This window comes from Arthrobacter sp. TE12232, from assembly GCF_054062615.1.
Genome location: NZ_JBSSFK010000001.1, coordinates 3640475 through 3661407 on the forward strand (window position 1 = coordinate 3640475; position 20933 = coordinate 3661407).

The 20933-nt window shown below is 66.0% G+C and carries 13 protein-coding genes and 1 pseudogene; 9 read left to right on the forward strand and 5 right to left on the reverse strand.

Translation table 11 applies throughout. The annotated features are described in order from the left end of the window. Positions 1-146: 146 nt before the first annotated feature. From ACVWZ7_RS16375 to ACVWZ7_RS16385, 3 genes are read right to left on the reverse strand one after another with little or no spacing between them, the layout of a single operon-like run. Positions 147-2105 carry an ArnT family glycosyltransferase gene (locus ACVWZ7_RS16375; protein WP_456509127.1) on the reverse strand — a complete coding sequence of 653 codons (1959 nt, stop codon included), beginning with the start codon at positions 2103-2105 and terminating at the stop codon, positions 147-149. After that, positions 2077-3966, reverse strand: a complete 1890-nt coding sequence (locus ACVWZ7_RS16380; RefSeq protein WP_456508473.1) for an ArnT family glycosyltransferase — start codon at positions 3964-3966, stop codon at positions 2077-2079. The genes ACVWZ7_RS16375 and ACVWZ7_RS16380 overlap by 29 nt, the downstream gene beginning before the upstream one ends. Beyond that, positions 3963-5201, reverse strand: coding sequence for a glycosyltransferase (locus tag ACVWZ7_RS16385; RefSeq protein WP_456508474.1), 1239 nt, complete (start codon positions 5199-5201; stop codon positions 3963-3965). Before ACVWZ7_RS16385 ends, ACVWZ7_RS16380 begins: the two co-directional genes overlap by 4 nt. A gap of 197 nt (positions 5202-5398) precedes the next feature. Here ACVWZ7_RS16385 and glmM point away from each other — a divergent pair, with 197 nt between their 5' ends. Then, positions 5399-6760: a phosphoglucosamine mutase gene (glmM, locus tag ACVWZ7_RS16390; RefSeq protein WP_456508475.1), complete on the forward strand. Its 1362-nt coding sequence runs from the start codon at positions 5399-5401 to the stop codon at positions 6758-6760. A 154-nt stretch (positions 6761-6914) separates the two neighbouring features. Here glmM and ACVWZ7_RS16395 read toward each other — a convergent pair whose 3' ends face one another. Beyond that, positions 6915-7409, reverse strand: coding sequence for a M15 family metallopeptidase (locus tag ACVWZ7_RS16395; protein ID WP_456508476.1), 495 nt, complete (start codon positions 7407-7409; stop codon positions 6915-6917). Positions 7410-7470: 61 nt separating this feature from the next. Between ACVWZ7_RS16395 and ACVWZ7_RS16400 the strand changes: the two genes are divergently transcribed. Next, on the forward strand, positions 7471-7887 hold the full coding sequence (locus ACVWZ7_RS16400) for a hypothetical protein (protein WP_456508477.1): 417 nt from the start codon (positions 7471-7473) through the stop codon (positions 7885-7887). 10 nt (positions 7888-7897) lie between these two features. Here ACVWZ7_RS16400 and coaA read toward each other — a convergent pair whose 3' ends face one another. Then, on the reverse strand, positions 7898-8863 hold the full coding sequence (coaA, locus tag ACVWZ7_RS16405) for a type I pantothenate kinase (protein ID WP_091252054.1): 966 nt from the start codon (positions 8861-8863) through the stop codon (positions 7898-7900). Positions 8864-9052: 189 nt separating this feature from the next. Between coaA and glmS the strand changes: the two genes are divergently transcribed. The 7 genes and pseudogenes from glmS (at position 9053) to mgrA (ending at position 20752) form a co-directional block, all read left to right on the forward strand. Further along, complete coding sequence (gene glmS / locus ACVWZ7_RS16410) at positions 9053-10945, forward strand: glutamine--fructose-6-phosphate transaminase (isomerizing) (RefSeq protein ID WP_344368268.1); 1893 nt, start codon at positions 9053-9055, stop codon at positions 10943-10945. A 4-nt stretch (positions 10946-10949) separates the two neighbouring features. Then, positions 10950-11297: a holo-ACP synthase gene (locus ACVWZ7_RS16415; RefSeq protein ID WP_024366340.1), complete on the forward strand. Its 348-nt coding sequence runs from the start codon at positions 10950-10952 to the stop codon at positions 11295-11297. Positions 11298-11370: 73 nt separating this feature from the next. Further along, positions 11371-12897, forward strand: a complete 1527-nt coding sequence (locus ACVWZ7_RS16420; RefSeq protein ID WP_456508478.1) for an NAD(P)H-hydrate epimerase — start codon at positions 11371-11373, stop codon at positions 12895-12897. Between the two features lie 91 nt (positions 12898-12988). Beyond that, positions 12989-15469, forward strand: a complete 2481-nt coding sequence (gene glgX, locus ACVWZ7_RS16425; RefSeq protein WP_456508479.1) for a glycogen debranching protein GlgX — start codon at positions 12989-12991, stop codon at positions 15467-15469. Continuing rightward, positions 15466-17793: a malto-oligosyltrehalose synthase gene (treY, locus tag ACVWZ7_RS16430; protein ID WP_456508480.1), complete on the forward strand. Its 2328-nt coding sequence runs from the start codon at positions 15466-15468 to the stop codon at positions 17791-17793. Before glgX ends, treY begins: the two co-directional genes overlap by 4 nt. A gap of 77 nt (positions 17794-17870) precedes the next feature. After that, a pseudogene (gene treZ / locus ACVWZ7_RS16435) lies at positions 17871-19699 on the forward strand (malto-oligosyltrehalose trehalohydrolase). A gap of 15 nt (positions 19700-19714) precedes the next feature. Beyond that, a complete protein-coding gene (gene mgrA / locus ACVWZ7_RS16440) occupies positions 19715-20752 on the forward strand; it encodes an L-glyceraldehyde 3-phosphate reductase (RefSeq protein WP_456508481.1) in 1038 nt (345 codons plus the stop codon). Positions 20753-20933: the final 181 nt, after the last annotated feature.

The following is a 20933-nucleotide window of genomic DNA, read 5'->3' on the forward strand; positions in this document are numbered from 1 at the left end:
CGAAAGCCCGTTCCGCCACTCGGCGGGGCGGGCTTTCGCCGTTCAAATCCACGTGAGCTGTTGTGATTCAAGCCAGGCGTCGTGCCCCACAGCGGCTGCGCCGATCCAGGTCCTTCAGTAGGGTCTTGGGCACGGTGTCCGGTGCATTATTTGACGAGCCGGTATACGGTGACGCCGTCTATGTTCTCGGGAGAGAAATTCCCGCGGACCCAACTTTGGATAGCCAGGAGGTCGGCACCATTCCCAGGAATTTCAAGTTGTGCCGGTTGCTCGACCAGATAACAGACGCGCTTGGCTGCCACCCAGCTCTGAAACTGTGCGAGACTGGGGCTCGGATCAAGTGCCGCGAATCCCCCCAGCGGCAAGATGGCGCGTCCCGTTTCCAGCTCGAAGCGAGCCACAGTCTGGCCCGGGTACGTCGCGGCCGCCCACGTGCAAGCCGGATCGGCTGACGTCAGGGTTTCGGAAAGCCTGGCGCTCGGCTCGTTGCCCATCACTATCCCCTTGGCCCACGCGGGGTCCCCCTGTTTGGCACCGTCCAAGAAGCGGTTGAGCGTATTTTCGCTTCTGGTGACGCTGCCTGACATCGGGTTGGAACCGGACTGCGGCGTCCCGGCAGTGACGAGAGCGGCTGACACTGGCCCAACCAAAAGGCCCGCCGCGGCGAGCGTGCCGGCTATTAGCTCAAGGCGCGGCCACGGGGCTGGGACCGTCAACATGGCAGCAGGCAGAAGAACGAGAACTAGTATCGTGGTCCCGAGCGTCAACGGCATGGCGACGCCCAGCCGCCACATGGCGTAGGAACACACGGCGCTGAGAACCAGCCCAAGCACAACGAGGACACGGCCCGATGCCTGTTTCCGCAGATCGACGGCCACGTACGCTCCGATGCCGATGCAGAGTGCCAGCGGTGGAGCGAGCGATGCGGTGTAGTACGAATGGAAGCTGTTCCCCATGAAGCTGAGCATGGCGTAGGTCGTGATCATCCATATGGCAGCCGCTCCGGCAAGGACGGCTTGCTGCCTGTTGAATTTTCTGCGGAAGAGCTGCCAGGAGATGGCAAGGACGCTAAGGAGACCCGGAGCAAGGAGCCAGCCAATTTCTTGGCCATAGTTCATGTTCAACAGCCTGAGGAAGCCCGCGTCGGATGCCGCGCTCCGAAGCTCTACGGGGAGCAAAGCTGAAGTTGGGTCATCTTCGTGCTGAATCACACGATTGATTCCGTTGTACCCCAGAGTCAGCTCAAGCATGCTGTTGTGTGTGGACCCACCCACGAACGGACGCTGGTCGGCTGGTGTTAGATCAATGGCCAACGGCCATGCCAACGAGACGCCTAGGAGTATGGCGCCGGCGGTGCCGACGGCGAGTAGCCGTCTCCGCCAAGAAACTCGGGCGAAGGCGAGAAACACTGAAACGAGCGCCGGGAGAATGAGGAATGCTTGGAGCTGTTTTGCCAGAAAGCCTAAGCCCAGCAGGAAGGCGGCGAGAAACAACAATCTGGGCCTGGCTCGTTCTGCTGCCCGGACGCCGGCGTGAAGAGCTGACAACATCAGGAAGATCATCAAGGGATCTGGGTTGTTGTAGCGCGCTAGCAGCACGGTGATAGGTGTGAATGCCATGATGCCGCTGGCCAGCAGTGCCACATAGGCGGGGAAGGATCTGCGGAGCAGCGCATACACAAGGTAGGTGCTTCCGAGTGTCAGGAATGCCTGGGGGAGTAGGAGCGCCCAGGAATTCAGGCCAAACAACCGAACAGAGACTCCCATGACCCACAGGCTGAGTGGCGGCTTGTCTACGGTGATTGAATTGCCCCAGTCCAAGGATCCGAAAAGGAAAGCAGTCGGATTTTGCTGTCCGGCCTGGACCGCGGCTGAATAGTAGGCGTTGGCCCAGCCGTTCTGGTCGAGCTTCCAGACGTACACCAGCGATGCGCTTAGCAGCAGCACAAGAAGTACCGGGCGCTCCCAGCGCGGGTGGTCGGCCGGCCCCCGCCAGCTGATTCTCGCTGCACGTCGGACGTGGCCTGGTACTGAGGAGACGCTGGCGCCAAGATCTGCGGCCGCAGGTATGGTTGCGTCAGTGTCGGAGGTCATAGAGTCGGACACCGTCAATGGTTTGCTCCTTGAAGTTCTCCTGCACCCAATGCGAGACCGCCATTGTTTCCAGGCTTAGCTCCTTGTGGTCCAGCAGATCTTGTTGCCAGATGAAATATCCGATTCTGCCTTTCGCTACCAGCTCTCGGAACTGGTCAAGCGTGGGAGACGGATCAGCTCCAAGCCACCCACCCAGCGGTAGCACTGGCCGCCCTGACTCCAGCTGATAGAGGGCTGCATTTTGGGCCGAATAGGTTGCGGCGGCCCAGTCCTGCTCACCCGACGTCTGACGCAACAGGGTCAAGACGGAGCCGGCTGGGACGGCTCCAAAGGCCGTCTGCATGGCCCAAGCCGGGTTTCCCGCCTTCACGTCCACTAAGTGTCTTGAGATGGCTCTCGGGTCGTTGGCCACGGGACCCGACTGTGGGTTGGTGCCCTTCTGCGGGACCGAGGAAGTGTAGGCGTTTGCGCCGACGGGACCCACCAGGAGCGATATGGCAACGGCAGCCAGCGCTGCCCTTCTCCACTTCGCAGAGCGGCTCCAGAGCCACCCTGCGACCGCCGCCCCACCGCTAAGTACCACCAATGTCCGGAACCATGAAGGCCATTCGTCGCTGTAGTTGAGGATCCTTACGGCCATATACGTCGAGGCGCCAACCACCACTGCCCCGATGAGACGAAGCACGAGCCTTTCCCGCTTGTGCCACAGGACAGCAAGACCGATGGGAACCACGATTGCGACGGGGGCGGCTAGAGAAAAGGTGTAGTAGGTGTGGATCATCGTTCCCATGAAGCAGAGCAGGACGAAGGCCGTCACAAACCAGACGATCCCGAGAACGGCTATCTTCTTTTGCGCCGCATTGAAGTTCCATGTGCGGCTGAGCACCACCAGGACGATGCTGAGCGCGATTGCCGGGAACAGCAGCCAAGCGATCTCGGGCGCGAAGTTTCCATCGAACATCCGAGAGAAACCGCCGTTGTAGGGTGCCAACTGGTTATTGCCGGGGCTGGGCCGATCGCCCGAGATTGTTATCGGTATCTGAATGAATCGTCCCAGCCCGTTGTAGTCGAGCGTTAATTCGAGGGCACTGTTTGTCCACGACCCACCGATGTAGGGACGCTGCGAAGCCGGCGTCAGTTCCACCGCCGCAAGCCATGCGGTCGACGTCAGGAGAAGTGCACCTGCCGCTGTGAGCAGTTGCCTGATGCGGGACGCCGGCCGGCCGTGGCTGAACATGAGCACTGCAACTCCCAGGGCAGGAACCATCACAAATGCTTGTGCCTGTTTGGCCATGAAGGCCAACCCGAGCAGGATCCCCGCGCCGGCAAAAGTCCTGAGGCGTCCACTGTCCATCGCTTTCAGCGCGAGGTACGCAGTGCCGACCGTCAAGAGGCCCATCAACGGCTCGGGGTTGTTGAACCTCGACATGAGGAAGACCACCGGTGTGGTGGCATAGATTGCCCCGGCAAACAACGAAGGGGCCGCACCGAAACCGCTCCTTACGATTTTGTAGATGAGAAAAGTCGTGGCCACACCCATCAGCGCCTGAGGGACCAGGATGCTCCAACTGTTTAAACCAAACAGTCTGACGGACAGGGACATCACCCAGATACTCAGCGGTGTCTTGTCGACGGTAATGAGATTGCCCCACTCAAAAGACCCGAAGAAGAATGCCTTCCAGTCCTTGGAACCGGCCTGCGCAGCCGCCGAGTAATAGGGATTGGCCCAACCGTTGCTGTCGAGTCCCCAGAGGAAAAAGAACCCCGTGACGACGAGCAGAGATGCTAGTCCCAAACGCTCCCAGCGGACTGATTTGTCTTCACCTCGCGCCGGCCGAAGTTTCGCAGCCAAAGACGCCGCCAATAGAGTCACAGGGCTGGCCCCTTGACTGGGGCGAGGGTAAGTCCGAAAGATGGCTCGTCGCTGCGGCGGACCCTGAAGACCCAGATACGGAGAAGGACAAATCGTAGGAGGGTAGACAACACGTTTGCTCCCGTGAGGACCAGGAGTTCTTGGCTGGGAGTGGCGTCGATATTGACGGCGTGGAGAATGGCCAGCGACGAAGACGTAATACTCCACGCCAGCAGGAAGACCATGAGCCCTTGGAACTGCTGGGTGAACAGCCGCGCCGGCCCACTGATGCCAAAGGTGAACCGGCGGTTGGCTGCGGTGTTTCCGACGGCGGTCAAAAGCAGCGCCAGGAAGTTCGCCTGTTGGGCGCCGAAAGGGGCTTGAAGTACTAAGTAGAGCAAGGCGAAGGCGATGGTGGAGGCCGCGCCGACCAGCCCGAACCGCAGCACCTGGCCAAAGAAGCTCGGCCGGCCCGGAGGAACGATGGGCCTTCGTCCCAGTTCAGCGTAAATCGCCTGAACGGGAATGCTCCCCTTCAACAGCGAGCCCGCAACCCGGACCAAACCGCGGAGATCATCCAACGCCGTCTGTCTGATATCGACCCTGCTGTCGGGGTCGTCGACCCAGTCAACGGGGATTTCATGAATCCGCAGACCGGAACGCTCCGCGATAATCAGCAGTTCTGTGTCAAAGAACCATCCGTTGTCCTCGACGTGGGGAAGGAGCCTCCGGGCTACGTCGGCGCGGATCGCCTTGAACCCGCATTGCGCATCCGAGAACTTCACCTGCATGGTCCGCTTGAGGAGATAGTTGTATGACCGGGAAATGAACTCCCGCTTGGGACCTCGGCTGACCCGGGAATTCTGCCCTAGCCTAGTCCCGATCGAAATATCCGAATGTCCGGACAATAGGGGAGCTACCAGCGGCGGCAACGCTGCGAGGTCCGTTGAGAGGTCAACGTCCAGGTAGGCAAGCACTTTGGCCGAGGACGCCGCCCAAGCATCGCGCAAGGCGAAACCGCGTCCTTTAACGTCAAGCCTGCGATAAACCACATTAGGTAATTGGGCTGCTAATCGCGTCGCAATAGCAGCAGTATTATCTGTGCTGGCATTATCCGCGATCGTGATTTGCCACGTCGAAGGCATTTCTTGCGATAAATACGTTGCGAGCTTCGTGATGCTGTTTTCGAGTACCAATTGTTCGTTAAAGACCGGTACTACGATTTCGAGCGCCAAGCCCCCAGAGCTAGGTGTCATGCCTCGAAGCATAAACGGACGCAAGTAGTGTGGCGAGTGTTTTGGAAAAAATAGAGTACACGGTTGCACAAAACCAAGTAGTCGACGTCTACATTAGGGCCGCCAGGTCAATCACGAACCTGCCGTCGTACCCGAGGAACCGGAGCGTCTCCGGTCGCAACACCGCGCGCGGCTGGCCATCGACTAAACTTGACCCGATGTCTAGATTATTTGGAACAGATGGAGTCCGGGGCCTGGCGAACGGTTTGCTGACCGCCGAGCTCGCTTTGCAGTTGGCGCAGGCCGCCGCCGTCGTGCTTGGCCACGACCGCAATACGAGCGGGGAGCGGCCGCGCGCCGTGGTGGCTCGGGACCCGCGGGCCAGCGGCGAGTTCCTCGCCGCCGCCGTGGAGGCGGGGCTGTCCAGTTCCGGGATCGACGTCTACGACGCCGGCGTGCTTCCCACCCCGGCCGCCGCCTACCTCGTGGCGGACCTCGACGCCGACTTCGGCGTCATGATCTCCGCCTCACACAATCCCGCGCCGGACAACGGCATCAAGTTCTTCGCCCGCGGCGGCCAGAAGCTGCCCGACGACGTCGAGGATGCCATCGAAGAGCAGCTCGGCAAGGAACCCTTCCGGCCTGTCGGCGGCGAGGTGGGGCGGATCCAGCGCTTCTCCGACGCCGAGGACCGCTACATCGTGCACCTGCTCGGCACGCTTCCGCACCGTCTGGACGGCCTGAAGGTAGTCCTCGACTGTGCCCACGGAGCAGCCAGCGGCTGTTCCCCTCAGGTGTTCAAGGACGCCGGCGCTGACGTGATCCTCATCGGCGCCGAACCGGACGGACTCAACATCAACGACGGGGTGGGCTCCACTCACCTCGGCCCGCTCCAGCGCGCCGTCCTGGACCACGGGGCAGACCTTGGCATCGCGCACGACGGCGACGCCGACCGGTGCCTCGCCGTGGACCACGAAGGCAACGAAGTGGACGGCGACCAGATCATGGCGATCCTGGCCGTGGCCCTCAAGGCCTCCGGAAAGCTCAAGGACGATGTGCTGGTGGCCACCGTGATGAGCAACCTCGGCCTGAAGATCGCCCTGCGCGAGGCCGGAATCAGCCTGCGTGAAACCGGCGTGGGGGACCGCTACGTCCTCGAGGAAATGCGCAACGGCGGTTTCAGCCTTGGCGGCGAGCAGTCCGGGCACGTGATTTTCGCCGACCACGCCACCACCGGCGACGGCGTGCTGACCGGCCTGCAGATCGCAGCCCAGGTCGCTCTCACCGGGCGCCCGCTCAAGGAGCTGGCCACCGTGATGACCAAGCTGCCGCAGGTCCTCATCAACGTCCGGGGCGTGGACCGCACCCGCGTGAAGGGCGACGAAGCAGTGGCTGCTGCCGTGGCCGTCGCCGAAGCCGAACTTGGCGACACCGGACGCGTGCTGTTGCGCCCCTCCGGCACCGAGCCCGTGGTGCGCGTGATGGTCGAGGCCGGAGACCACCAGACAGCCCAGGACGTCGCGGAACGCCTGGCCCAGGTGGTCCGGACCGAGCTGGCTCTGGAACTCGTCGCCGACTAGGCCGCCGGGAATGGTTCTGGCGGTGGGTTTCCCCACTTGCCCGGGTTTCGACGGCGTGTCGGCCGATAGCGCCGGCGTGTACCGCCGTCGTGGTGGCAAAGGTGGGGAAAATCGGCGCGGCCGTGTGCTGTGTCGGCAATCGTTGTAGATACCTCTAGAGATACCCCGGTGCGGCTTCCAGGCCGAAATACTGCTCCAAGGTGGCAATTCCACGGGTGGACATGTCCGTTGCAGCCGCGACGCCGATGTAGCGCAGGTGCCAGGGCTCGTAGTAGTAGCCCGTGATCTCGTGCAGCATCCACGGGTAGCGGACCACGAAGCCGAAGCGGTGCGCGTTGGCCTTGGCCCAGACCGCCGCCTGCTGCTGGGCGAAGCAGGGCTGGAAGCTGCATGCCCCGCCGCCGTCGCCGATGTCGAAGGACCAGCCGGTCTGGTGTTCGGAGTAGCCCGGCCGCGCCGAAGCGGTGTCGGCCTCGGCCGGGCCCCGGGTGCGCACGTAGCTGCCGTATGTTGCCGTTTGCGTCCTGAACGAACGGTACCCGCTGGCCAGAGTGATGATGACGCCGTCGGCAGCCGCGGCAGCGAACATCTTCTCCGCCGCTGCCGCCGTCGTGCTATTCAGCAGTGCCGCCTCGCCGGAGGTGGCCAAGCGGACGGACGGCCGGACGAGGTCCGGCGGCACAAAGGTGGCGGGGAAGAGCGGCCGGTGCTTGTTGACGATTACCCACGGGCTGCCGGGGTCCGTCAGTGAATGCTGCGGCCCCCGCGCTGAGGCCGACGGCGGTGCCTTCGACGGAGATGCCTTCGACGACGGTGCTGCCGCCGGAGTCGGAGCCGTGGCCGCCGCCGTCGTGCTTTCCGGAACGGGTGCCGCCGACGGCGGGTTTGGCGGTGGAGAGCTCGACGTCGCAGCTGTCGGCGACCCGGTGCGGACACCCGGGCTGAGCCCCGGCGTCGGTGCCGGTATGCCGGCCGGCGCTGAAGCGGGCGCGGACGCCGGGGTCGGAGTGCAGGCGCTCAGGGCCGCGAGGCCTGTGCCGGACAGCAGGAGGCGGTTGAACGCCCGGCGGCTTGGCGAATCCGGTCCGGCCGACTGCCGTCCGATCGATTCGCCTCCGCCGTCGTAGCACATGTGTGCTAGACCTTCCTCAGCAGCATCCGCCGGATGGAATGGTCGGCATCCTTGGTCAGAACCAGTTGCGCCCGGCCCCGGGTCGGGAGGACATTTTCCTCGAGGTTGGGCTCGTTGATGCGCTTCCAGATCTCGCGCGCGGTCTGTTCAGCCTCGGCATCGGAGAGCGTGGCGTAGCGGTGGAAGTAGGATTCCGGCTGCGCGAAGGCGGTGCTCCGCAGCTTCCGGAAGCGGTCCACGTACCACTCCTCGATATACGAGGTCTTGGCATCGACGTAGATGGAGAAGTCGAAGAAATCGCTCAGGGCGAGGCCCTGCCGGCCGTCCTGCCGCGCCCGGGCCGGGGCCAGGACGTTCAGTCCCTCGACAATCAGGACATCCGGCCGGCGGACCACCACTTCCTTGCCCGGGACAATGTCATAGGTCACGTGGGAGTACCACGGCGCCCGGACTTCCTCGGCGCCGCCCTTGATTTCGCTCACGAAACGCAGCAGAGCGCGGCGGTCGTACGACTCCGGGAAACCCTTGCGCTCCAGCAGCTGCCGGCGCTTGAGCTCAGCCAGGGGATAGAGGAACCCGTCCGTCGTGATGAGCTCCACGTTGGGGGTGCCCGGCCAGCGCCGGAGCATTTCCCGCAGCACGCGGGCGATGGTGGACTTGCCGACGGCCACCGAACCGGCAACGCCGATCACGAACGGCGTGCGCTGGGTGGTCTCGCCAAGGAACGTTGTGGTGGCGGCATGCAGTTGGCCGGCGGCCTCCACATACAGGTGCAGGAGCCTGGAGAGCGGCAGGTAGACCTCGCGCACTTCCTTGATATCGAGGGGGTCCCCGAGGCCGCGAAGGCGGACCACGTCCTCTTCATTAAGGGGCTGCTCCATCTGGGCAGCGAGCCGGGACCAGGTCTGCCGGTCCAGCTCCACGAACGGGGAGACGCCTTCCCCGGTCGCTTCATTGCGTTGCAAAGTCACCCTAGAGATTCTGCCCCTCACGACGCCGAGAGCGAAATGGACGGGCCGGTGGGAGCCGGAATACGGCCGCCGCGGGCCCGCGACGGGCCTGCCACGGCGCAGTACAGGCGCAGCGCCGGCCCCGCCTCGAAGCGTCCGCACGTCCCTGTCCCACGTCCTCCCTCCCGGAAACCCGCTAGGCTTGACCCCATGTGTGGAATCGTTGGATATGTGGGCCACTCAGATGGCCGGGTAAATGCTGGACACAATGCCTTGGACGTTGTCCTTGAAGGATTGCGGCGCCTGGAGTACCGCGGCTACGACTCAGCGGGAATTGCAGTGGTTGCCGACGGCACCATTTCTTCCCGGAAGAAGTCGGGCAAGCTGAGCAACCTGATTGCCGAGCTCGAGACCAGCCCGTTGCCCGAATCGCTGACAGGCATCGGCCACACGCGCTGGGCAACGCACGGCGGCCCGACGGACCAGAACGCCCACCCGCACCTGTCCGACGGCGGCAAGCTGGCACTGATCCACAACGGCATCATCGAGAACTTTGCCGAACTCAAGCAGGAACTCCTCCGCAAGGGCGTCATCTTCCAGTCCGAGACCGACACCGAGGTGGCCGCCGCGCTGCTGGGCGACATCTACCGGAACCAGATCGGCGGTGACGCGGCCAAGGGCGGCCTCACCCGGGCCATGCAGCTTGCCTGCCAGCGGCTCGAAGGCGCCTTCACCCTCCTGGCCGTCCACGCCGACCAGCCGGACGTAGTGGTCGCAGCGCGCCGCAACTCTCCGCTCGTGGTGGGCCTGGGCGACGGCGAGAACTTCCTCGGCTCCGACGTCTCCGGCTTCATCGACTACACCCGGCGCGCCGTGGAACTCGGCCAGGACCAGATCGTCACGATCACCGCCGACTCCGTGGAGATCACGGACTTCTATGGCGCCCCCGCCGAAGGCAAGGAATACCACGTCAACTGGGACCCGGCCTCCGCGGAAAAGGGCGGCTTCCCGTCCTTCATGGAAAAGGAAATCCACGACCAGCCGGACGCCGTGCTGCAGACCCTGCTGGGCCGCTCCGACATCCACGGCCGGCTGACGCTCGACGAGCTCCGGGTTGACCCGGAACTGCTCAAGAACGTCAACAAGATCATCGTCCTGGCCTGCGGCACTTCCGCCTACGCCGGACAGGTGGCGAAGTACGCGATCGAGCACTGGTGCCGGATCCCCACCGAGGTCGAACTCTCGCACGAATTCCGTTACCGGGATCCGATCGTGGACGAGAACACCCTGATTGTCTCCATCTCCCAGTCGGGCGAGACCATGGACACCCTCATGGCCGTCCGCTACGCCAAGGAACAGGGCGCCAAGACGGTCTCCATCTGCAACACCAACGGATCCACCATCCCGCGGGAATCCGACGCCGTGCTCTACACACACGCCGGACCGGAGATCGCCGTGGCCTCGACCAAGGCGTTCCTCGCCCAGATCACCGCCGCCTACCTGCTGGGCCTTTATTTGGCACAGCTGCGCGGTAACAAGTTCCAGGGCGAGATCAAGGACATCCTGGCCGACCTCGGCAAGATTCCGGCCAAGATCCAGCACATCCTGGACAACGAGGCCCAGATTAAGGAACTCGGCCGGTCCATGGCCGACGCCAAGTCCGTGCTGTTCCTGGGCCGCCACGTCGGCTTCCCGGTAGCGATGGAAGGTGCCCTGAAGCTCAAGGAGCTCGCCTACATCCACGCCGAGGGCTTTGCCGCCGGCGAGCTCAAGCACGGCCCGATCGCACTGATCGAGGAAGGCCAGCCGGTCTTCGTGGTGGTCCCGTCCCCGCGCGGCCGCGACTCGCTGCACTCCAAGGTGGTCTCGAACATCCAGGAAGTCCGCGCCCGCGGTGCCCGGACCATCGTGATCGCGGAAGAAGGGGACGAGGCCGTCAAGGCGTATGCCGAGCACGTCTTCTACATCCCGGAGACCCCCACGCTCCTGGCGCCGCTGCTCGCAACGGTTCCGCTGCAGATCTTCGCCCTCGCACTCGCCTCGGCCAAGGGATACGACGTGGACCAGCCGCGCAACCTGGCCAAGAGCGTGACCGTAGAATAACGCCATGATCGTTGGCATTGGCGTAGACGTCGTAGACATTGAGCGGTTCGGGCGGCAACTCGAGCGCACCCCCGGGCTGCGCGACAGGCTGTTCGTCCCGGCCGAGCGGGAACTGAACACGCGGTCCCTCGCCGCACGGTTCGCCGCCAAAGAAGCCGTGGCCAAAGTGCTGGGGGCACCGGCCGGCATGAACTGGCAGGACTGCTGGATCGGGCTGGACCAGAACGGCCCCACGGTCCAGGTCAAAGGCACCGTGCTGGCCGTGGCGGAGTCGAAAGGCGTCAAGCGCTGGCACCTGTCGATGAGCCACGACGGCGGGATCGCCACTGCGACCGTAATCGCGGAAGGCTGAGCCGGCCGCCCGGGCAGCACCAGCCTGAGCGCCAGGCATTCTCCAGCGACCGCACCGCGAACGGACTGAAACCATGATCAGCGCCTACACCGGAACACAGGTACGAGAAGCCGAGAAACCATTTCTCGACGACGCCCTGGGCCCCGGTGCGGGCGCTGTTCTCATGCAGCGGGCCGCCTACGGGCTCGCCAACGCCGTCATCAGCGCATTGCGCGGCCGCGGTCAGCGGCTGTACGGCGCCAGGGTTGCCGTGCTGGCGGGCAAGGGCAACAACGGCGGCGACGGGCTCTTCGCCGCCGCCCTGCTGGCCGGCCGCGGCATGCGGACGACGGCGGTGCTCACCGCCGGCGACGCCCACGACGCGGGGCTGGCGGCCTTCCGGAAGGCCGGCGGATACGCCGTGACCCTCACCGGGGATAACGCGGCCGAACTCGCCGCGATGGCCGGCGGCGCAGACGTCGTGATCGACGCAATCCTGGGAACCGGCGCCCAGGGCGGACTGCGCGGCCCGGCCGCCGCGCTGATCGAGGCCTTGGAACGGTCCCGGCCGGACCTCGTGGTGGCCTGCGACATCCCCAGCGGCGTCGACGCGGACTCCGGAGAGGCGCACGCGCCGGTCCTGGCCGCCGATCTGACGGTCACGTTCGGTGCCGCCAAGGCCGGCCTGCTCGCGGACCCCGGTGCCGACTTCGCCGGCCGCGTGCAGGTGATTCCGATCGGAATCGAAGGAGCGCTGCCATGGCCGGCCCTGCGACGGCTTGAGGCCCGAGACCTTTCCGCTCTCCTCCCGCGCCCGGAGCGGCGGGCCCACAAGTACTCCAGGGGAGTGCTGGGAGTGGTCGCAGGCTCCAGCGCCTACCCCGGCGCCGCCGTGCTCGCTTGCAAGGGCGCCCTGGCTGCCGGCGTCGGAATGGTGCGCTACCTTGGGCCGCCGGACGTCGCCGACCTCGTCCGGCAATCCTGCCCCGAGGTCGTTTGCAGCGCAGGCGCCGTGGCCGACACGCACGTTCAGGCCTGGCTCGTTGGCTCCGGACTGGATGACTCCGATGAACAGCAGCTGCAGCGCGCCCGCGACGCCGCAGACTCGGGCCTGCCGACGATCGCCGACGCCGGCGCGTTGCCCGCCCTGCCTGAAGTGCTGGCCCCGCAAGTGATCCTCACACCCCACGCCGGCGAACTGTCCGCATTGCTTGAGCGCCTCGGGGTTTCCTTGGACCGTGCCGCGGTGGAAGCATCCACACTCAGCGCGGTGCGGCGGGCTGCGGGTCTGACCGAAGCCACGGTGCTGCTCAAAGGCGCCACGACCCTTGTTGCCTCCCCTTTCCAGGACTTCTTCAGCCAGGCGGAAGCCACCCCGTGGATGGCCACGGCCGGCAGCGGGGACGTCCTGGCGGGAATTATCGGCGGGCTGCTGGCCCAGGTGGGTGCCGACGTCGGGCGCTTCGGTGACCATGGCATCGATCCTGACGCCAGATGGGCCGCGATCGCGGCGATGGCGGCCAGCATCCACGGCCGTGCTGGCGTGCGTGACTCCGGCGGGGGACCGGTGACGGCCAGCGGCATTGCCGATGCGGCGCGGGAGGTGATGCGGGAGCTGTAACAATCGGGCGCGTTCAGTGCGCCTGGACAAATACTAATCCTACTTACAAGTAGTCTGTCTAGAGAATATTCGTCACGCACGAGGAGTACACATGGAAGTCTGGCCCGGAACGGCTTACCCGCTGGGAGCCACTTTTGACGGCACTGGCACCAACTTTGCCCTTTTCAGCGAGCGCGCCGAGCGCGTGGAACTGTGCCTCCTGGCTGACGACCTGAGCGAAACCCGGATCGAACTGACCGAAGTGGACGGCTATGTGTGGCACTGCTACCTGCCGCAAGTCCAGCCCGGACAGAAGTACGGCTACCGGGTGTACGGAGAATACGATCCTGACAAAGGCAACCGGTTCAACCCCAGCAAGCTGCTGATGGACCCGTACGCCAAGGCCATCCAGGGCCAGATCGACTGGGACCCGGCACTGTTTTCCTATAACTTCGGTGACCCCATGTCCCGCAATGACACCGATTCGGCTCCGCACACCATGCACGGCGTGGTCATCAACCCGTTTTTTGACTGGGACGGCGACCGCCAGCTGCGCATCCCGTACCACGAATCGGTCATCTACGAAGCCCACGTCAAGGGCCTGACCGAGCTGCACCCGGAAGTCCCGGAGGAGCAGCGCGGCACCTATGCCGGCGTGTCCCATCCCGCCGTGATCGAGCACCTCAAGAAGCTCGGGATCACCGCGGTCGAGCTCATGCCCGTGCACCAGTTCGTCAATGACGGCACCCTCGTGGAGAAGGGCCTCACCAACTACTGGGGCTACAACACCATTGGCTTCTTCGCCCCGCAGAACACCTACAGCTCCTCCGGCGACGTCGGACATCAGGTCCAGGAGTTCAAGGCGATGGTCCGGGACCTGCACAAGGCCGGCATCGAAGTGATCCTGGACGTGGTCTACAACCACACGGCAGAAGGCAACCACCTCGGCCCCACGCTGTCCTTCAAGGGCATCGACAACGCCGCCTACTACCGGCTGGTGGACGGCGACCTGAAGCACTACATGGACTACACCGGCACCGGAAACTCGCTCAACGTCCGGCACCCGCACTCCCTGCAGCTGCTCATGGACTCCCTGCGCTACTGGGTCACGGAAATGCACGTGGACGGGTTCCGCTTCGACCTCGCGTCCACCCTGGCCCGCGAGTTCTACGACGTCGACAAGCTCTCCACCTTCTTCGAACTGATCCAGCAGGATCCGATCGTTTCCCAGGTCAAACTGATCGCCGAACCGTGGGACGTGGGGCCCGGTGGCTACCAGGTGGGCAACTTCCCGCCGCAGTGGACCGAATGGAACGGCAAATACCGCGACACGGTCCGTGACTTCTGGCGCGGCGAACCGGCCACGCTCGGTGAGTTCGCCTCGCGGCTGACCGGTTCGGCCGACCTCTACGAGAGCTCTGCCCGGCGCCCGGTGGCTTCCATCAACTTCGTCACCGCCCACGACGGGTTCACAATGCGCGACCTCGTGTCCTACAACGAGAAGCGCAACGACGCCAACGGTGAAGGCAACAACGACGGCGAATCGCACAACCGCTCCTGGAACTGCGGCGCGGAAGGCGAGACCGAGGACGACGCCGTACTGACCTTGCGCGCCCGCCAGCAGCGGAACTTCATTGCCACCCTCCTGCTGTCGCAGGGCGTTCCGATGATCCTGCACGGCGACGAGCTGGGCCGCACCCAGCAGGGCAACAACAACACCTACTGCCAGGACTCGGAACTGAGCTGGGTGCACTGGGATGACATGGACCAGCCGCTGGTGGAGTTCACCGCCGTGGTCAACAAGATCCGCCGCGACCACCCGATCTTCCGGCGCAGCCGCTTCTTCGACGGCCGCCCCGTCCGCCGCGGCGAGGGCGAGAAGCTCCCGGATATCGTCTGGCTCAACACCGACGGCAAGGAAATGCTGCCGGAGGACTGGGACAGCGGCTTCGGCCGGACCATCGGCGTGTTCTACAACGGCCACGGCATCCAGGAGCAGGACTCCCGCGGACGCCGGATCACTGACGACAGTTTCCTTCTGGCGTTCAACGCCCATGACGACCACGTCGACTTCCTGCTCCCGGCCGAGGAGTACTCGCCGTTCTGGGACGTCGTGGTGGACACCGCCGACCAGGCAGACACGGACCAGCCGCTCAAGGCCGGGTCCGCCCTGAAGCTGGCGGCGAAGTCCCTCGTGGTCCTGCGCGCCTACTCGGGCCCGGAGGTTGAGGTGGATTACTCCGCCGCGGCATCCCTGGCCGCCCGGGCCGAGGCCCCCGCGGAAGCGGCTCCGGCTGCACCCGCTGCAGCCCAGGTCCCGGCTCCGGAGGTTCCGGCGGCGCCTGCTGCTCCCGAGGCTCCGGCCGAGGAGGTCGCGGTCGCGCCCGAGCCCGAGCCTGAGGCCTCGCAGGCCGATCCGACGCCTGAGCCGGACCCGGCGCCCGAGCAGGATCCCGCTCCGGCCGATCCCGCTCCGGCCGATCCCGCACCGGCGAAGGCGGCTCCGGCCAAACGCGGCTCGTCCAAGGCGGCCGCGAACCCCAAGGCGGCCCCGGCCAAGAAGCCGCGGTCCAGGAAGGGCCCTGCCTCATGAGGACGCCCGTCTCGACGTACCGGCTCCAGATCCGTCCCGGCTTTACCCTGCAGGACGCCGCGCTGACCGTTCCATACCTGAAGTCCCTGGGCGTGGACTGGATTTATCTTTCGCCGATCCTGACGGCGGAAAAAGGTTCGGACCACGGCTACGACGTCACGGATCCTTCGGCCATCGATCCGGACCGGGGCGGCGCGGCCGGCCTGCTGGCCGCCTCCGCCGCGGCCCGGGAAGCCGGCGTGGGCGTGCTCGTGGACATCGTGCCCAACCATGTCGGCGTCGCGACCCCGGCCCAGAACCCGTGGTGGTGGTCCCTCCTGAAGGAAGGGCAGCAGTCCCGCTACGCCCAGGCGTTCGACGTCGACTGGGACTTTGGCGGCGGCCGGGTCCGGATCCCCGTGCTCGGTGAGGACTCGGACGTGGACGCGCTGGAGATCCGTGACGGTGAACTGCGCTACTACGACCACCGCTTCCCGCTCGCCGAGGGCAGCTACGCGGAGGGGGATGATCCCCGCGAGGTCCACGACCGGCAGCACTACGAGCTGATCGGCTGGCGCCGGGCGGACAAGGACTTGAACTACCGCAGGTTCTTTGCCGTCAACAGCCTGGCCGGGATCCGGGTGGAGCTCCCCGAGGTCTTCGATGAAGCCCACGCTGAAGTTGTGCGCTGGGTCCGGGAGGGACTCGTTGACGGGCTGCGGATCGACCACCCGGACGGCCTCGCCGACCCGGAAGGCTACCTGCACCGGCTGCGCAAGGCCACAGACGGCAGCTACCTCCTGATCGAGAAGATCCTGGAACCGGGCGAGGTGCTGCCGGCTGGCTTCGAGTGCGAGGGCACCACCGGTTACGACGCCCTCGCGGACGTCGACCGGGTGTTCGTCGACCCCTCCGGCCAGGGGGTGCTCGACGCGCTCGACACCGAACTGCGCGGCGGGCAGGCTGCCGACTACGAAGACATGATCCGCGGCACCAAGCGCAGGATCACCGACGGGATCCTGCACTCGGAAATGCTCCGGCTGGCGCGGCTGGTTCCCGCTTCTGCAGGGCTGGCCCAGGATGCCGCGGCGGATGCTCTCTCCGAGATCATCGCGGCGTTCCCCGTCTACCGCAGCTACCTGCCCGACGGCGCCGACGTGCTCCGGGAGGCCTGCGAGCTGGCTGTCCGGCGCCGCCCGGACCTCGGGGACGCCGTCGGAATCCTCCTTCCGCTGCTGCTGGAGGCCGGCCCTGAACCCGACGCCGAGCTCGGCCTCCGCTTCCAGCAAACCTCCGGCATGGTCATGGCCAAGGGAGTGGAAGACACCGCGTTCTTCCGCTACACCCGGCTGGGCACCCTGACCGAAGTGGGCGCCGACCCCACGGAATTCGCCGTTGCCCCGGAGGAGTTCCATACTCGGATGGCCCGCCGCCAGGCCGAGCTCCCGCTGTCCATGACGACGCTCAGCACCCACGACACCAAGCGCAGCGAGGATACCCGCGCCCGGATCTCGGTCCTGGCGGAACTGGCGCCAGAGTGGCAGGCCTCCCTGAAGCGGCTGCAGAAGCTGGCGCCCCTGCCGGACGGGCCCCTGGCCAACCTGCTGTGGCAGGCCGTCGCAGGGGTATGGCCCGCGGACCGCGACCGTTTGCAGTCATACGCGCAAAAGGCCGCCCGCGAAGCCGGGAACTCGACCAACTGGATCGATCCGGACGAGGCGTTCGAAGCGAAGCTGGCCGCCGCCGTCGACGCCGCGTTCGACACCCCGGAGGCGACGGCTGAGCTGGAGTCCCTGGTGGCGCTGCTGGCGCCGTACGGTGCCGTCAACTCGCTGGGCGCCAAACTCGTCCAGCTCACCATGCCCGGGGTGCCGGACGTGTACCAGGGCACCGAGTTTTGGGACCGGTCGCTGACGGATCCGGACAACCGGCGGCCGTTCGACTTTGGTGAGCGCCGGCGTGCCCTCGCCGCCCTCGACGCCGGTGACCGGCCGGCGTCGTTCTTGGACGACGCGGCGAAACTCCTCGTCACCTCCCGGGCCCTGCGCCTGCGGCGGGACCGGCCGGAGCTGTTCACCGGGTACGTGCCGGTTACGGCCACCGGCGCCGCAGCCGCGCACCTGCTCGCGTTTGACCGCGGAACCGCCTCAACCCCGGGTGCCCTCACGCTTGCCACCCGGCTGCCCCGCGGACTTGAGCAGCGCGGCGGTTGGCAGGACACGTCCGTCCGGTTCGCCGCCGCCATGACCGACGAACTGACCGGCAGGACGTTCGGCCCCGGCCCCGTAGCGGTGGGGGAGATCCTGCGGGACTACCCTGTAGCTCTGCTGGTGCCGGCGGCCTGACATGTCCCTGCGACGGTATTCCTGAAAACGATCTTCCCGAAAAGCTGATTCCCCGAACAGCGGAACGGAGCATGACGATGACCTTGCCTGCACACGGAAGCCCGCGCTTCGACCTCTGGGCGCCGGAAGCGGGCACGGTGACGCTGCTTGCCGATGGTCGGGAGTACTCCATGACCCGGCGGCCCGGCGGCGGCACTGACAGCGGCGGCGGCACTGCCGGTGACGGGTGGTGGACCGTCCCCGGGGCGCCCGCCTCCGGGGACGTGGACTACGGGTACCTGCTGGACGGGGACTCCATTCCGCTGCCGGACCCGCGCTCCCGCCGCCAGCCGGAGGGCGTGCACGCACTCTCGCGCACGTTCGACGCCGGCCATCACCAATGGGCGGACGGCCAGTGGGCGGGACGGGAGCTCAAAGGCGCCGTCATTTACGAACTCCACGTGGGCACCTTCACCCCGGAAGGAACGCTGGACGCCGCGGCAGGAAGGCTGCAGTACCTGGCGGAGCTGGGCATCGACTTCGTGGAACTCCTGCCGGTCAACGGGTTCAACGGCACCCACAACTGGGGCTATGACGGCGTTCAGTGGTACGCAGTGCACGAAGGCTATGGCGGACCCGCGGCGTACCAGCGCTTCGTGGACGCCGCGCACGTCGCCGGCCTTGGCGTTATCCAGGACGTGGTCTACAACCACCTCGGACCCAGCGGAAACTACCTCCCGCGGTTCGGGCCCTACCTGAAGTCGGGGGAGGGCAACACGTGGGGCGACTCCGTCAACCTGGACGGCCCGGAGTCCGACGAGGTGCGCCGCTACATCCTGGACAACGCCGCCATGTGGCTGCGCGACTACCATGTGGACGGCCTGCGGCTGGACGCCGTGCACGCCTTCAAGGACGAGCGCGCCGTGCACCTCTTGGAGGACTTCGGCGCCCTCGCGGACGCCGTCTCGGCGGAGACGGGCCGCCCGGCCACCATGATCGCGGAATCGGACCTGAACAACCCGCGCCTGCTCTATCCGCGGGACGTCAACGGCTACGGGCTGGCCGGGCAGTGGAGCGACGACTTCCACCACGCCGTCCACGTCAACGTCAGCGGCGAAACCACGGGCTACTACGCGGACTTCGACTCGCTGGGCGCGCTCGCCAAGGTCCTGGAACGCGGGTTCTTTCACGACGGCAGTTTCTCCAGCTTCCGCGGCCGGCACCACGGACGGCCCATCAACCCGGTCCTGGTCCACCCCCCGCTGCGCTGGTGGTGTGCAGCCAGAACCACGACCAGATCGGGAACCGGGCGACCGGGGACCGGCTGTCCCAGACCCTGGGCTACGGGCAGCTCGCGCTCGCCGCCGTCGCCACCTTGACGTCGCCGTTCACGCCCATGCTCTTCATGGGCGAGGAATACGGGGCCAGCACCCCGTGGCAGTTCTTCACCTCCCACCCGGAACCGGAACTGGGCAAGGCGACGGCCGAAGGCCGGATCAGGGAGTTCGAGCGCATGGGGTGGGACCCCGCCGTCGTGCCCGATCCGCAGGATCCGCAAACCTTCACCCGGTCCAAGCTCAACTGGGCCGAGGCCTCCGAGGGGGACCATGCCCGGCTCCTGGAGCTGTACCGGGCGCTGATCGCGCTGCGCCGCACGACGCCGGACCTGACGGAGCCCGGATTCCAGGACACCGTCACCGTAGTCAGCGAGGAAGAGGGCTGGCTGCTGTTCCGGCGCGGCGGCACCGAGGTGGCGATGAACTTCTCCGGCGAGGCGCGGCGCGTCCCGGTCAGCGCGGGCGCCATCGCCCTGGCGACCGACGACGGCGTGCGGCTGGATCCGGGTGCCGGCCCGACTTCGGGCGGGGAGCCGGCCGCCGGACGCCTCCACCTCCCCGGCCACAGCGCCGCGATCCTTACAAACTAGGGCAGGATATGACGTATGACTTATTTGGCAGCTGATACCCGCTATGACTCCATGCCTTACCGCCGCGTGGGGCGCAGCGGCCTGAAACTCCCGGCCATCTCCCTGGGCTTGTGGCACAACTTCGGCGATGACAAGCCGTTCGAGATCCAGCGCGCCATCCTGCGCCGCGCCTTCGACCTCGGCGTCACCCACTTCGACCTCGCCAACAACTATGGGCCGCCCTATGGCAGCGCCGAGACCAACTTCGGCCGGCACTTCAAGGACGATTTCGCCCCGTACCGGGACGAGCTGATCATCTCGAGCAAGGCCGGCTACGACATGTGGCCCGGTCCCTACGGTAACTTCGGCTCCCGCAAGTACCTGTTGGCCAGCCTGGATCAGTCGCTGGGCCGGATGGGCCTGGACTACGTGGACATTTTCTACAGCCACCGCCCGGACCCGGAGACGCCAATGGAGGAGACCATGGGCGCCCTGGACCAGGCCGTGCGTTCCGGCAGGGCGCTCTACGCCGGCATTTCCTCCTACACCGCGGAACAGACCCTTGAGGCGGCGCGGATCCTGAAGGAGCTGGGAACGCCGCTGCTGATCCACCAGCCCAGCTACTCGATGCTGAACCGCTGGACCGAGAACGGCAGCCCCAACCTCTTCGAGGCGCTGGAGCAGGTGGGCGCGGGTTCCATCGCGTTCTCGCCGCTGGCCCAGGGCATGCTCACCGACCGTTACCTCACGGGCATCCCGGCCGACTCCCGTGCTGCCCAGGACAAGTCCCTGGACGAATCCATGATCACCACGGACAAGCTGGACCGCGTGCGCGGCCTCAACAGGATCGCCGAGGGCCGCGGGCAGACACTCGCGCAGATGGCCATCGCCTGGATCCTGCGGGAGCAGGGCAAGGGCTCGTCCGTCACGTCCGCACTCGTCGGCGCGTCCAGCGTCCGGCAGCTCGAGGACACCCTGGCCGCGATCAACAACCTGGATTTCGCGGCCGATGAGCTGGACGCGATCGATGAGTTCGCCGTCGAATCCGACATCAACCTGTGGGCCCAGAAGTAGCCCGGCCCGTCATGTAATCATGCGGACCAGTCCGCTCCGCCGGGGCCCCGGGAACAACCGCGGTCCCGGCGGTGTTGATTAGACTACTAAGGGCGCCTTACGGCGCCGTGTCCGCCTGCCGCCCGCACAACTGATGCAGTACAACAGAGTGCGGCCGCGCCGGTCACCCTTTCCTCAAAGG